The sequence below is a fragment of the Pseudoalteromonas byunsanensis genome, assembly GCF_001854475.1.
GTDB lineage: Bacteria > Pseudomonadota > Gammaproteobacteria > Enterobacterales > Alteromonadaceae > Pseudoalteromonas > Pseudoalteromonas byunsanensis.
Genome location: NZ_MNAN01000027.1, coordinates 185,198 through 198,562, shown reverse-complemented (window position 1 = coordinate 198,562; position 13,365 = coordinate 185,198). Strand labels below are relative to the sequence as shown.

General features: G+C 42.5%; 13 protein-coding genes and 1 tRNA gene. 5 read left to right on the top strand and 9 right to left on the bottom strand.

Features of this window, described 5'->3' with window-relative positions:
* The first annotated feature begins 33 nt into the window (after positions 1 to 33).
* Entirely contained in the window at positions 34 to 462 is a 429-nt protein-coding gene (locus BIW53_RS06875) for a secondary thiamine-phosphate synthase enzyme YjbQ (protein WP_070991128.1), read from the top strand.
* Between the two features lie 18 nt (positions 463 to 480).
* Here the strand turns inward: BIW53_RS06875 and BIW53_RS06870 are convergent, their stop codons facing one another.
* The 3 genes from BIW53_RS06870 to BIW53_RS06860 form a co-directional block, all read right to left on the bottom strand.
* Complete coding sequence (locus BIW53_RS06870) at positions 481 to 948, bottom strand: chemotaxis protein CheX (protein WP_070991127.1); 468 nt, start codon at positions 946 to 948, stop codon at positions 481 to 483.
* A gap of 71 nt (positions 949 to 1,019) precedes the next feature.
* Entirely contained in the window at positions 1,020 to 1,454 is a 435-nt protein-coding gene (zur, locus tag BIW53_RS06865; protein WP_070991126.1) for a zinc uptake transcriptional repressor Zur, read from the bottom strand.
* Between the two features lie 111 nt (positions 1,455 to 1,565).
* Positions 1,566 to 4,025 carry an EAL domain-containing protein gene (locus BIW53_RS06860; protein WP_070991125.1) on the bottom strand — a complete coding sequence of 820 codons (2,460 nt, stop codon included), beginning with the start codon at positions 4,023 to 4,025 and terminating at the stop codon, positions 1,566 to 1,568.
* A gap of 270 nt (positions 4,026 to 4,295) precedes the next feature.
* On the opposite strand from BIW53_RS06860, the gene BIW53_RS06855 reads away from it, so the two are divergent.
* Complete coding sequence (locus BIW53_RS06855) at positions 4,296 to 5,357, top strand: DUF6765 family protein (RefSeq protein WP_070991124.1); 1,062 nt, start codon at positions 4,296 to 4,298, stop codon at positions 5,355 to 5,357.
* Between the two features lie 150 nt (positions 5,358 to 5,507).
* Here BIW53_RS06855 and BIW53_RS06850 read toward each other — a convergent pair.
* The 6 genes from BIW53_RS06850 to cutA form a co-directional block, all read right to left on the bottom strand.
* Positions 5,508 to 5,584 (bottom strand) — tRNA-Ile (locus BIW53_RS06850).
* A 214-nt stretch (positions 5,585 to 5,798) separates the two neighbouring features.
* Positions 5,799 to 7,139, bottom strand: coding sequence for an acetyl-CoA carboxylase biotin carboxylase subunit (gene accC / locus BIW53_RS06845; protein WP_070991123.1), 1,341 nt, complete (start codon positions 7,137 to 7,139; stop codon positions 5,799 to 5,801).
* A 24-nt stretch (positions 7,140 to 7,163) separates the two neighbouring features.
* Positions 7,164 to 7,616, bottom strand: a complete 453-nt coding sequence (gene accB / locus BIW53_RS06840) for an acetyl-CoA carboxylase biotin carboxyl carrier protein (RefSeq protein ID WP_070991122.1) — start codon at positions 7,614 to 7,616, stop codon at positions 7,164 to 7,166.
* A 17-nt stretch (positions 7,617 to 7,633) separates the two neighbouring features.
* Positions 7,634 to 8,095: a type II 3-dehydroquinate dehydratase gene (gene aroQ / locus BIW53_RS06835; protein WP_070991121.1), complete on the bottom strand. Its 462-nt coding sequence runs from the start codon at positions 8,093 to 8,095 to the stop codon at positions 7,634 to 7,636.
* A 204-nt stretch (positions 8,096 to 8,299) separates the two neighbouring features.
* Positions 8,300 to 10,093 carry a protein-disulfide reductase DsbD gene (locus BIW53_RS06830; RefSeq protein WP_070991120.1) on the bottom strand — a complete coding sequence of 598 codons (1,794 nt, stop codon included), beginning with the start codon at positions 10,091 to 10,093 and terminating at the stop codon, positions 8,300 to 8,302.
* Positions 10,093 to 10,413, bottom strand: coding sequence for a divalent-cation tolerance protein CutA (cutA, locus tag BIW53_RS06825; protein ID WP_070991119.1), 321 nt, complete (start codon positions 10,411 to 10,413; stop codon positions 10,093 to 10,095). The genes BIW53_RS06830 and cutA overlap by 1 nt, the downstream gene beginning before the upstream one ends.
* Positions 10,414 to 10,585: 172 nt before the next feature.
* Here cutA and BIW53_RS06820 point away from each other — a divergent pair, with 172 nt between their 5' ends.
* The 3 genes from BIW53_RS06820 (at position 10,586) to groL (ending at position 13,177) form a co-directional block, all read left to right on the top strand.
* Positions 10,586 to 11,077 (top strand): FxsA family protein, encoded by a 492-nt coding sequence (locus BIW53_RS06820; RefSeq protein WP_070991118.1) that lies wholly within the window; start codon positions 10,586 to 10,588, stop codon positions 11,075 to 11,077.
* A gap of 115 nt (positions 11,078 to 11,192) precedes the next feature.
* Complete coding sequence (locus BIW53_RS06815; RefSeq protein WP_070986334.1) at positions 11,193 to 11,480, top strand: co-chaperone GroES; 288 nt, start codon at positions 11,193 to 11,195, stop codon at positions 11,478 to 11,480.
* Between the two features lie 50 nt (positions 11,481 to 11,530).
* The gene (gene groL, locus BIW53_RS06810) at positions 11,531 to 13,177 is read left to right on the top strand and encodes a chaperonin GroEL (protein ID WP_070991117.1); all 1,647 of its coding nucleotides are present in this window, start codon (positions 11,531 to 11,533) and stop codon (positions 13,175 to 13,177) included.
* The last annotated feature ends 188 nt before the right edge of the window (positions 13,178 to 13,365 follow it).

Here is a 13,365-nt window from a genome sequence, read left to right as displayed (position 1 = left end):
CACAGTAAATAACTACAACGCAGGAATGTTTCTATGTGGTTACAGAAAAAAATTGTACTCAGAGCGAGAAAAAGAGGATTTCACCTCATTAGTGATGAAATCGAACAACAGCTTCCTGAGTTAAAACAACTGCGCATTGGTTTGCTACATATATTTATTCAACATACATCGGCCTCACTAGCAATTAACGAGAATGCAGACCCCTCTGTCAGGCAGGATTTGGAAAGCCATTTTAATGTGCTTGCACCTGAAGATGCGCCATATTACATACACACTTATGAAGGGCCTGATGATATGCCTGCACATATCAAATCTACTTTAATTGGATGCAGCCAGAGTGTACCTGTGTCTAATGGACACTTGGCATTGGGGATGTGGCAGGGGATTTATTTATGCGAGCACAGGGATCATGCATCAAGCAGAACCCTTGTTGTTACCTTGCAGGGTGAAGTACGCTCTTAGTTTTGCTGCCTTCACACACTATAACGTGTCAAAGCTGACTTCTATATTTGCATCACCATCTGGTGATGTAAAAGGCATAATAATTTTTGCACCTTCACACTTATGTGTAATGGTGTGATTTTTACCTGACACAACTATTGGCGTGGCCATCTCGAATTCGTAGCCCTTTTCACCTAACAGGTTTTTAGCCCCACCTGTTACCATATTGGTGATTTCGCCAACCATATCGGTCACTTCTTCGTTTATGGCATCCGGGCGCTCACCTAGCATTCTTTCCATAATGGTTAAGGCTAAGCTCTCGTCAAACGTAATAGAAAAAGAGCCTTTAGTTTGTGGCCCAACCATTCCGATGAGTCCAGAGATATCACCCTGAGCAATTTCATCTTTTTTGATTTTTGGCTTTCCTGGCGTTAGCTCCGTTTGCGCCATAGTCGCCAATACATTGATTAAAGACGATAAAAAGGGGTTTATAAACTCTACCTTCATATGACTTCCTTTAATTACATATTGTTTTAGAGATAGTATTTGAGTGTAGTGTGGTTTTGGAGCAGATGCACTTACTCTTTACACTTTTCGCATTTACCGTGCGCTTCAATTGTTTGAGCGCTCACAACAAAGCCTTTTTCGGCAGCAAGGTTATTCAGCTCATGAGAAATAGCACTTGAGTGCAGTTCTTCAACATTACCGCACTGGTCACAGATCAGCAGCTGTACAGGGTGAATATGGTCAAAATGATGACAAAGCATGAATGAGTTTGTACTTTCAATCTTGTGGATGAATCCTAATTCAGAAAGAAAGTCTAAAGCGCGATAAATAGTTGCAGGCTTAGCTGCGGCTTCTGTTACTTTGAGCTCTTCTAGCAGGTCATATGCACCGACACCGCCTTGTTTACTGGCGAGTAGACGAAATACTTTCTCACGGATAGGGGTAAATCTGGCCCCGCGATTATCACACACTTGTTTAGCTTTGCTGATCAGTAACTCTACATTCATCATCTTAATCCTTACCCTTGCACCGCAATACTAACATATTCTTTTTAATAGTCTTATAAACAGAGTAAGTTATCATGAAAAAGTGCGGTTTGCTGATTAAGAAATAATACCTTAGCTTTGGGTATACTTCACACTTTTGATGCCAATCGAATGTTCAAAATCTTCGCTAGTCATTGGCTCTCCGAGTAAAAAGCCTTGCCCGATATCACATTGATAGCTCTGTAAAATTTTTAGCTGGGAAAGAGTTTCTATACCTTCAGCGACGACTCTTATTCCTAGGCTATGGGACATTGTAATAATAGAATTTACTAAGTCATCGGCGGCTTGGCTGGTGGATAGGTCCGCAATAAAGCTCTGGTCGATTTTCAATATGTCAAAAGGATATTGGCGTAGGTAGTTGAGAGACGAATATCCTGTGCCAAAGTCATCCATTGAAATGACTAACCCTAGTTGGTGTAGGTCATTCAGAGAGTCTTTGAGCTCTTCATCTGCTGATAAGAGCACACCTTCGGTGATTTCAAGCTCAAGCAAAGAGGTGGGGATTTGTGATTGCTGAATGTACTTACGAATATCTGCAATTAAAGTGCGATCTTTAAATTGTCGTGGAGATAAATTAACCGCAACTTTCAATGGTCGATCATATGCTGACTGCCACGTTTTAATCTGTGCGATAGCAGATTGAAGCACGTATTTCCCAATGGCGACGATTTCGCCGTTGCTTTCGGCTAAAGGGATGAATTCGCTCGGTGAAACGGTGCCTAGCGTTTTGTTGTGCCAGCGAAGCAATGCCTCAGCGCCAATCAGCTCGTTGCTATCAATCATAAATTGTGGCTGGTAATAGACCTCGAATTCTCCTTGTTCAAGGGCGTGTCGCATATGCTCTTCTAACAACAAACGTCTAGATAAATCCTGACTCATTTTCTCAGTAAAAAACGAGTAAGTATTTCTACCTTGTTGTTTTGAGTGGTACATAGCAGAGTCAGCCTTACGCAGTAATGCACTGGGCGTACAACCATCTTGTGGATAGACAGCAACACCTAAACTCAATGAAATGCTGAATTCTCTTTTGTCGATATTCAAAGGAATGCGAAATCGTCTAACCAAGTTAGTAGCAATGGGAATAACATCATCGCTGCTTTGTAAATTACTGATTAAAATGACGAACTCATCACCTCCAAGGCGGGCAACGGTATCTTCGTCACGCAGGTTTTCTTGTAATCGTTGTGCTGAAGCGATGAGAAGTTTATCGCCGACCTCGTGCCCTAAAGAGTCATTAACTTTTTTAAAGTCATCCAGATCAATAAAGATCACAGCAATGGTAGTTTTATTTCTGGTAGCTGTTTTTATTTCCTGAGTTAGTCGCTCCATGACTAAAAAGCGATTGGGTAGGTTGGTGAGGGTATCGTAAAATGCATGGTGAAAAATCAGCTCTTCCTGGCGCTTTCGATGGGTTATGTCTCTAAATACGATGACGATGTTATTACTGAGGGGCATAACCGACATACGCACTTCCATAAACTTTGCTTGATCTCTTTGGGTATAGGGATACTCGAGATAAGTAAGCTTTTTGAACTTTCTGGTTTCTTTGATAGCACTTTTAAAACGTTTGGCAATCGCAATAGGCAATAACGCGGTGATGTCACCGCCTATCTGCGGCGCTTTCTCAGTAAATATATCAATGTGATGAGTGTTGTTAAATTCAACGACTCTTGCCTGTGAGTCAATAACGATAAATAAATCAGGTAATGCCGAAAAAATACTTTCAAGCAAGTTGTGTTTTGACAAAGCGTATTGCTCAGCAGCTTTCTGTGCGGCAATTTTTTCCTGCAAACTGTCTGCCATGTCATTGAGATTATCTGCGAGTAGCTTCAGCTCACCGCCGCCGTTAATTTTTGCTCTGTGATTAAAATCAAGTGAACGCAGTTTATGTCCAACAAAAATCAGTTGGTTGATTGGCTTGGTGATAAAAATGTACACGAACAAGGCTGTAAAGCAGATCAAGCTCAGTAGCTGTAGGGCCACAATTAGGCTCTTATTTAGGCCAATTTCTAGGACGCTTTGTACTTCAGGAGCAATGTGATAAGTCGCAAAGAGTATGGCAGCTTGCGTGTCACTATGATGTTGTAACTGTAGAGGAAAGTATGCTTCAAAAATAAGTTTTGATTCATTGAATTCAATTATTTCCGTGTTCTGAGAGTATGCTTTTTGCAATAGTTGGGCATCGATCGGCAGATCAAAGTTACGAAAGTGCTGTGTTTCTTGATGCCGCTCAGGTGCTGAGATTATATGACCATTGGGTCCAAGTATTAGAACATGCTGGTAATTGACCCTACTCTTCTTTGTGTTAAGTGCAAACGAGGCATTCTCAGTGTTGTTGACCGAAAGCGCCTGCTCAAGCTTACGTGTAAAAAGAGGTAGTTCCTGAGCTAACGAAGCACGGCTACTGCTAATAAGTGTGTCCAATTGCGTGTAATAGGTATGAAAGGTGATAACAATGGCAAATACCAAAAAAGTAAGTGCTGCTAAAATACTCAGCCATAGCTTAAGGTTGATAGAGTATAACGCTTTCATAGTTCTTTACTCATAGGTATTGGACGGCGAGCATAACTCTAATTTGTGTAAAGAGATGCATGAAGTTGATTAAGTTGAACACAGGATAACTAAGTCTAGTTCAAAATATAAAAACATAGCTGTTTGAGCACTAAAGATATTGATCTACTACAAAAAGTGACCTGTTGGAATAATCAAACTTAATGGATAATACTCTTTCTGAGATACAGTTATTGTTGCTTGTGGTGATATAATCATGAAGTTATATCCAGCGTATTTAAAAGGATCATTATGCAGATAGATCTTCACCTTGGCATGACTTGGGTGGTAGCCCGTGCCGCAGGATTTAGTAATGAACAGGCACAAATCATTGCCCATGCGTCACAATATGTTGATGATGCAACTAATGAGGGGTGTATCAAGTTTAGCAATGGCGCGGCTTATCAACGAATTACCACTGCTCATAAAATGTTGGATTATCGCAATATTCAAAGTTTAGAGAATCAACAAGTATGGATACCATTTCATTTTTTACCAGGTAATAGTGGGTTACCGGCAAAGAGTAACCCATCAGGTAGCTTTATTCACAAGTTAGTATGTAAGCCTAACTCCTATGTTGCCCGTGATATGGTGAATGAGTGTATTGCCAATAAACACAAGCCTTATGCTTTGCATTTGCTGGGGATCACCTCACATGTATTTATTGATACGTGGGGGCATAAAGGGTTCGCGGGCATACAGCACAGCATTAACAAGGTAGAGAATATTAAAGACCACAATGGTCAAATTGATAAGCATTGGAGAAAAAGAGTCACTGACTATTTTATGGGGATGATCCAAGATGACATTCCAAGCTTGGGGCACGGTCAAGCATTATCTAACCCAGACTTGCCGCATCAACATTGGAGCTATACCAATGGGTTAGGAGAGGTTGTAGAGCGTAACAATCCGGTCGACTTTTTAGAAGCAGCTGATGAGTTATGCAAAGTCTATCAGGTTTACCTTCAACAGCAGCCAACCGGCTTGAATGCAGCGCTTAAACAACAGATAGCTCAGTGTTTTGCTGAATTTAATATGGATGACGGCCAGCATCGACTTGCCTTATGGTTAGAAGCAATTGCCAGCGATAGATTTTCATTGGGGGCCTATCAGTTATCCTACATCGCCAAGGGTGAAGGTTCTTGGAAGCATGAGGCACTTGGCACCATTTTGGATGACGAAGATGAAGATGAATATACTTTTACAGCAGCATTTTTAACATCAAATTGGAAGCTGTTCCATGACGCCGCAAAACAACACCGCCTAAATGTTGTGGATATTATTCTGCCAAGATATGGGATTTGCGTGGCTTAGTATTACTCAATAAACTCTGAATATTTTACGCCGCGTATAACGCGGTGTTTTTGTTTTTGACACTCATGTGACACCCATCAAATCGCAAAAAATAATGAAGTGAAAAGGCTTGTAATTATTTTGAGTAGTTGAGAATTACTTTAGGAAAAATGGTGGCCCCTCCCAGACTTGAACTGGGGACCTAACGATTATGAGTCGTGTGCTCTAACCAACTGAGCTAAGGGGCCATTATTGTGCCTGCTAGGAAGTGCAGGTAAACAGACTTACCAATGTTGGTAAGCGGGTTGCAGTATAAAAACTTTTAAAAGCCTTGTCACTAGCAAAAGCCATAAATTTAACTATTGATAAATCAAATGATTAAATTTAGAGCAATTTAGGTTGTCTCTGGATTAAATACAAAAGAAAAAGCCGACATTTGTCGGCTTTTAAAATTATAAATACTTATAAACCTAATTTCTTCTCTAGGTAGTGGATGTTTGTCCCACCACTTTGGAAGTTTTCATCCGCTAAGATCTTCTTATGTAGCGGTGTATTGGTTTTAATACCGTCAATTACCAACTCATTGAGTGCATTACGCGCACGAGCAATAGCCACATCGCGATTTTCACCATAAGTGATAAGCTTGCCAATCATTGAGTCGTAATAAGGCGGTACGGTGTAGTCAGCGTAAATATGGCTATCCCAACGAATACCTAAACCGCCAGCAGGATGGAAGCGTGTGATCTTACCTGGTGATGGAATAAATGTTTCTGGGTCTTCAGCATTGATACGACATTCGATAGCATGGCCTCGGATCACAACGTCTTCTTGTGTGATAGATAACGGCTGGCCTGCGGCAATTTTAAGCTGCTCTTTGATCAAATCCACGCCTGTCACCATTTCGGTAACTGGGTGTTCAACCTGAATACGGGTGTTCATTTCAATGAAGTAGAACTCGCCATTTTCGTATAGGAACTCAAAAGTACCAGCGCCACGGTAGCCGATTTCGATACACGCACGAGTACAACGATCACCAATGAATTTACGCATTTCAGCGGTAATACCCGGTGCTGGAGCCTCTTCAACGACTTTTTGGTGACGGCGCTGCATTGAACAGTCGCGCTCACCTAAATGAATCGCATTACCTTGGCCATCAGCAAGTACCTGTACTTCGATGTGGCGAGGGTTTTCAAGGAATTTCTCCATGTAAACCATGCCGTTGCCGAAGAACTGCTTTGCTTCTTGTTGTGTTAATGCAATAGAGTTATGCAAATCAGCGTCGCTTCTGACAACACGCATACCACGGCCACCACCGCCACCTGCGGCTTTGATGATCACCGGATAGCCGATGCGCTTGGCGATTTGTGCATTGCGCTCTTTGTCGTCGGTCAATGGACCGTCTGAACCGGGTACACAAGGTACACCTGCTTTACGCATTGCTTCAATGGCTGATACTTTGTCACCCATCAAACGTATTGTATCACCGCGAGGGCCAATGAATACAAAGCCACTTTGCTCAACTTGGTCAGCAAAATCAGCATTTTCTGATAAGAATCCGTAACCTGGGTGAATTGCTACCGCATCAGTAACTTCTGCTGCTGCAATAATGCGTGGAATATCCAGATAGCTCTCAGATGCAGCCGGTTTACCGATACAAATGGTTTCATCCGCAAGAAGCACGTGCTTAAGATCGCGGTCAGCGGTTGAATGCACAGCCACCGTTTTGATCCCAAGCTCCTTGCAGGCACGCAATACGCGAAGTGCTATTTCACCTCGGTTCGCAATGACTACTTTATCTAACATAGCGTTTGCCTTCTTATTGCGTGATTATTCGATAATGAATAGTGGCTGGTCGAATTCTACAGGCTCACCGTTTTCAACAAGAATTGCTTTAACCACACCCGCTTTATCAGCTTCAATTTGGTTCATCATTTTCATAGCTTCAACGATACATAGTGTATCGCCTACTTTTACTTTTGAACCTACTTCTACATATGCAGGTGCTTCAGGAGAAGCTGCCGCGTAGAAAGTACCAACCATTGGTGATAGCACTTGATGACCTGTCGGTGCAGCTGGAGCTGCTGGTGCAGCTTCAGCAGGAGCCGCTGCAGGAGCTGGCGCTGCGGCAGGAGCTGGAGCATACTGTTGTGGCTGTGCCATAACTGGTGCATTGCTGTAACGGTTAATACGTACTGACTCTTCACCTTCAGTGATTTCTAATTCAGCAATACCTGATTCTTCTACTAATTCGATAAGTTTCTTGATCTTGCGAATATCCATAATGACCCGCCTGTTAGTTAATTTGCGTTATTTTTGTTGTGCAATTTGCTTACTGCTGCTGTTAAAGCCGCCTGATAGCCAATTGCGCCTAATCCACATATCACCCCTTCGGCCACGTCGGAAAAAAACGACTTATGGCGAAACGGCTCTCGTGCATACACATTACTGATATGCACTTCATAAAAAGGTATATTGACGCTTAATAAAGCGTCTCGCAGCGCCACACTTGTGTGTGTGAATGCCGCGGGATTGATGATAATGGCATCAATTTTTTGCCATGCATCGTGTATGGTGCTGATAAGTTCAGCTTCACTGTTACTTTGCAAATGAGAGAGTGTTACGCCTAGTTGCTGAGCGTGTTCGTCTACTCTGGTCATTAGCTCATCAAGTGTGAGCGTGCCATAAGTCTGTGGCTCACGGTGACCAAGCATATTAAGGTTTGGCCCATTTAAGACTAAAATCTTCAACTTTGCAGTCATAATCCGTGAAAACCCCTTAAATTGAAATTAACGTGATTTTTTGTATAAGTTAATAAATAACTTAAGCTGTTCAGACTAAAATAGCAACTTTTTCTCACTTTAGCTGTGTATTATAGATATTTCGCGGTAAATAGCAGCAAAATACTGGTCTAATCAGAAGGGAGGTCGCTGGTCATACGTGACCAGCGAGTGGGAACTGGAAGGCTACTGTACGGCAACACGCACCTTTTCCAAGTGCTTTGCAAACGGTTCAGGGCCCAAAAAGCCTGTTACTCGAAGATCTGGCAGCTCATTACCTTGAGAATCAAAGAACAACATAGTGGGCAATCCAAATACGTTGAACTCTTTCATAATTTCAATGCTTTTATCGTTATTTTGTGTCAAGTCTAACTTCAATAATGCAAAGTGTTTGAATTGTTGTTGAACTTCTGGCTCAAAAAAGGTGTATTTCTCGAACTCTTTACAAGCGACGCACCAGTCAGCGTACAAGTCGACAATGGCGATTTGACCATTGTCGTTGGCCTGTTCAATGGCCTCTCGTAAAGCGTCTAGATCAGCTACTAATTGAAACTTTTTCTCACCCTGTGTCGTTTGTGCCACATTAATTGTTTTGCTCGGCCAGATCAGGTGTTTGCTTACCATTAAAGCACTGACTAATAGTAGTGAGGCAATACCCCACAGTAAGGTTTTTAGTAGCCCAGTGTTTTGCTGGCTTTGCCAATGATGTAAATAAAGCGCGGTTGCAAGCATTAAACCACTGGCAAGCCAAAGGATAATGTCAAAATCAACTATGCGCTCGAGCAGTATCAACGGAACCACGAGCATAATGAAGCCAAACAGAGTTTTTACCTGTTCCATCCATGCGCCCGCTTTAGGGAGTAATTTACCACCTGATGTGCCCAGTAATAACAGCGGTAAACCCATGCCTAAACTCAGAGCATATAGCGTTATACCACCGATAAAATAATCGCCGCTTTGGGCAACGTAAAGTAATGCAGCTGAAAGCGGTGCGGTGGTACATGGTGAAGCAATTAAACCTGAAAGCACTCCCATAGAGAATACGCCCAGATAGTTACCCCCTTTTTGCTGATTACTGATAGCGGTGAGTCGACTCATTACACTGTTGGGCAACTTAATTTCATACCAGCCAAACATTGCCATAGCCAGTAATACAAACAATAAACTGAAGCTAATGAGTACCGCAGGGTGCTGAATGTAACCTTGCACTTGTCCGCCTAACGCTGCTACCACAAGGCCAAGCAATGCGTAAGTGACAGCCATACCTTGTACATAAACAAATGACAGCGAAAATGCTCGCTTGGTTGATAGCCCTTTTTGTCCTGCAATGAGGCTAGACAAAATAGGGAACATAGGAAAGACGCACGGTGTAAATGCCAGACCAACACCAACCATAAAGAAGATAGCTAAGTTAGCCATTAAGCTTTGATTAGCTAGGCGCTCCGTAAAGGAAAGCTCTTCATCTGAAGACGTTGGTTCACTAATTACTGCGGCTTTCGTGGCTTGAGTATTAGCAGTGGATTTACCACTACCTTGCACCATCGCCAGTGGCGAAAGAGGTATGGTGATCACTTCTGGAGGGTAACACAACCCTGCTTCAGCGCAGCCTTGGTAGCGGATTTTAACCACCGCATCATCGCTAATATTGCTAAGTTTTGATACCACTGAGAATGAATCAAAGTATACTTCAGTCCTACCAAAAAACTCATCTTCGATTTCTACGCCGTCGGCATACTCTCCCACGTCGATATCAGCATTTTTGGCAATGATCTCCAGCTTCTTTTTATATAAGTAATAGCCTGGCGCAATATCCCAACCAGTGAATAAAATATTGCCCTGTTGATCAAAGTCGAATTTAAAAGCTTCATTGACAGGCAAAAAGGTATCTTGCTTTGGGGCTAACAAGCTATTTAGAACATCATTGTTGGCCTGTGCTGGTAACAGCCACATAAGCGAGAAAACAAATAACAGCGCGCGCATTAATTTAATACCTCATCCAACCAGTGAAAATAAGCAAGGTTACCAGCGGTTACATCGACGACCTGAATTTCAGGCACTTCATAACTGTGTAACTCTTTGATGGTTTGTATCATCTTATTTATTTTTTCTGATTTGGTTTTTATAAATAATTTAGTTTCGGTTTGTTGCACAACCTCGTTTTGCCACATATATACCGACTCGACGGCAGGCAAAATATTCACACAGGCAGCTAGTTTCTGGGTGATCAGCTGTTTGGCAAGTTGGCGAGCGACATCTTGGTTTTCACAGGTGGTCAAAACCAGTTTGTAATGGGGAGCCATGCTCTATTCCTTCAACAAATATATGAACTTTCGCCATAGTAGCTCAAACTATCATCTATCCCAAGTGTCTATAGATGAAAGCAAAATTATCTAACTTAACAATGTGGAGTCGTTTGTGCTTGAAATGAGACCGAGTCACCCATATTTAAGTTTCATTAAATTAGGAGAAAGTATGTTTCGGATTTTATTTGTACTGTTTGTTGTGGTGCCGATCATTGAAATAGCGCTGCTTATTCAAGTCAGTGACGTTATCGGGGGGTTTGCGACCATTGCCTTGGTGATCTTAACCGCAATTTTAGGTGCAAAGTTGGTAAAACAACAAGGTTTGAGTGCGTATAGTGATGTGCAGGGGCAAATGGCGCGTGGTCAGATGCCTGCCAGTGAACTGTTTACGGGGTTGTGTGTGATCATTGCTGGAGTATTATTGATGACACCGGGGATAATGACTGATGTCCTCGGTTTTATGCTATTAACCCCGGCTATTCGTTCAATACTCGCTAAAGCATTAATGAAAAAGATGACGGTAAAAATGCACACTACCATGCAGCACTCGCAAAATGCCTACACAGAGCATGAGCAGGCTGAGCCTTTTGAGCACAAAGAACAGCAGTCAAACAACCGCCCCTCTAACACCATTGAGGGTGAGTACGAACGAAAAGATTAAAAAATTTTTTATTTTTTGACTTGGGTTTTATGGGCCGCATCCCCATAAATGATGGCAACTTAGTTTTAAAGAATTTTTCTGTAGTTGTTCAGAAACTGTTAGGAGAACATAACAAATGAACATTCGTCCTTTACATGATCGCGTAATCATCAAGCGTCTTGAAGAAGAAACAAAATCTGCTGGCGGTATTGTATTAACTGGCTCTGCGGCAGAGAAGTCAACTCGTGGTGAAGTTATCGCTGTAGGTAATGGCCGCGTATTAGACAATGGTGAAGTAAGAGCGCTAGAAGTAAAAGCAGGCGATACCGTGCTATTTGGCTCTTATGTTGAAAAAACTGAAAAGATCGAAGGTCAAGAGTACCTGATCATGCGTGAAGATAACATTTTAGGCATTGTAGGCTAACCCTACTTTTCACTTTTCAAATTAACCAAATCTAAATAGGAATTTTAACAATGGCAGCAAAAGAAGTTTTATTTGCAAATGATGCTCGCACTAAGATGCTAGCGGGTGTAAACATTTTAGCAAACGCAGTACGTGTTACGCTTGGCCCTAAAGGTCGTAACGTTGTATTAGACAAATCATTCGGCGCACCTGTGATCACCAAAGACGGTGTATCTGTAGCGAAAGAAATCGAACTTGAAGACAAGTTCGAGAACATGGGCGCACAAATGGTTAAAGAAGTTGCGTCAAAAGCAAATGATGCAGCGGGTGACGGCACAACCACCGCTACAGTACTTGCACAATCTATCGTAAACGAAGGTTTAAAAGCGGTTGCTGCGGGTATGAACCCAATGGACCTTAAGCGTGGTATCGACAAAGCGGTAATTGCTGCAGTTGCTGAGCTTAAAGCGCTTTCAGTACCATGTGCTGACACCAAAGCGATTGCACAAGTAGGTACTATCTCTGCTAACTCTGATTTAGAAATCGGTGAAATCATTGCTAATGCAATGGAAAAAGTAGGCCGTGAGTCTGGCGTAATTACTGTTGAAGAAGGTCAGTCGCTAGAAAACGAACTAGACGTTGTTGAAGGTATGCAGTTTGACCGTGGTTACCTATCACCTTATTTCATCAACAACGCTGAAAAAGGTGCGGTTGAACTAGATAACCCACACATCCTACTAGTTGATAAGAAAATCTCTAACATTCGTGAGTTATTACCTACTCTAGAAGCGGTAGCTAAAACGAGCAAGCCACTACTTATCATTGCTGAAGACCTAGAAGGTGAAGCGCTAGCAACCTTGGTTGTAAACAACATGCGTGGCATCGTGAAAGTTGCAGCGGTTAAAGCCCCAGGCTTTGGCGACCGTCGTAAAGCAATGCTACAAGACATCGCTATTCTAACTGGTGGTACGGTTATCTCTGAAGAGATTGGTCTAGAGCTTGAAAAAGCCACTGTTGAAGACCTTGGTACAGCTAAGCGCGTTGTTATCACTAAAGACGATACAACCATCATCGATGGTGCTGGCGAGCAAGAAGGCATTGATGGCCGCGTTGCACAAATTAAAGCACAAATCGAAGAAGCAACGTCAGACTACGATAAAGAGAAACTACAAGAGCGCATGGCAAAACTTGCTGGTGGTGTTGCAGTAATCAAAGTTGGCGCAGCAACTGAAGTTGAAATGAAAGAGAAAAAAGACCGCGTAGAAGATGCACTACACGCAACTCGCGCTGCGGTTGAAGAAGGCGTAGTACCAGGTGGTGGTGTTGCACTAGTACGTGTGGCGAACAAGCTTGTTGACCTACTAGGTGACAACGAAGACCAAAACCACGGTATTAAAGTGGCACTTCGTGCCATGGAAGCACCTCTTCGTCAAATCGTTTCAAATGCTGGCGACGAAGCATCGGTAGTTGTAAACAACGTTAAAGCGGGTGAAGGTAACTATGGTTACAACGCAGCAAACGGCGAATACAACGACATGATTGAAATGGGTATTCTTGACCCAACTAAAGTAACGCGTTCTGCACTTCAGTACGCAGCGTCAGTCGCAGGTCTTATGATCACCACTGAAGCAATGGTTGCTGAACTACCTAAAGACGAGCCAGCTGCACCAGATATGGGCGGCATGGGCGGAATGGGTGGTATGGGCGGCATGATGTAGTAAAAAATCGGTCCAAATCGCTTTTTAGAAAAACCCTAACATGCTGATGTTAGGGTTTTTTTTGTGTCTGAAATTTGCTAAAGCGTCATCATTTTAGGGGTATAAAGTGGGGTATCGATTTAACGCCCATGTGTTGTTTTTGGAGCGGAAAAGAGAGTGACTGCCTTGTAATGTACTTTCATTTTTTG

Excerpts from the sequence above, each read along its gene's own strand:
- accB (WP_070991122.1), bottom strand. The coding sequence starts at position 7,616 with ATGGATATTCGCAAGATCAAGAAACTTATCGAATTAGTAGAAGAATCA.
- BIW53_RS06875 (WP_070991128.1), top strand. The coding sequence starts at position 34 with ATGTGGTTACAGAAAAAAATTGTACTCAGAGCGAGAAAAAGAGGATTT.
- BIW53_RS06860 (WP_070991125.1), bottom strand. The coding sequence starts at position 4,025 with ATGAAAGCGTTATACTCTATCAACCTTAAGCTATGGCTGAGTATTTTA.
- BIW53_RS06870 (WP_070991127.1), bottom strand. The coding sequence starts at position 948 with ATGAAGGTAGAGTTTATAAACCCCTTTTTATCGTCTTTAATCAATGTA.
- zur (WP_070991126.1), bottom strand. The coding sequence starts at position 1,454 with ATGAATGTAGAGTTACTGATCAGCAAAGCTAAACAAGTGTGTGATAAT.
- groL (WP_070991117.1), top strand. The coding sequence starts at position 11,531 with ATGGCAGCAAAAGAAGTTTTATTTGCAAATGATGCTCGCACTAAGATG.
- aroQ (WP_070991121.1), bottom strand. The coding sequence starts at position 8,095 with ATGACTGCAAAGTTGAAGATTTTAGTCTTAAATGGGCCAAACCTTAAT.
- BIW53_RS06815 (WP_070986334.1), top strand. The coding sequence starts at position 11,193 with ATGAACATTCGTCCTTTACATGATCGCGTAATCATCAAGCGTCTTGAA.
- BIW53_RS06820 (WP_070991118.1), top strand. The coding sequence starts at position 10,586 with ATGTTTCGGATTTTATTTGTACTGTTTGTTGTGGTGCCGATCATTGAA.
- accC (WP_070991123.1), bottom strand. The coding sequence starts at position 7,139 with ATGTTAGATAAAGTAGTCATTGCGAACCGAGGTGAAATAGCACTTCGC.
- BIW53_RS06855 (WP_070991124.1), top strand. The coding sequence starts at position 4,296 with ATGCAGATAGATCTTCACCTTGGCATGACTTGGGTGGTAGCCCGTGCC.
- cutA (WP_070991119.1), bottom strand. The coding sequence starts at position 10,413 with ATGGCTCCCCATTACAAACTGGTTTTGACCACCTGTGAAAACCAAGAT.
- BIW53_RS06830 (WP_070991120.1), bottom strand. The coding sequence starts at position 10,093 with ATGCGCGCGCTGTTATTTGTTTTCTCGCTTATGTGGCTGTTACCAGCA.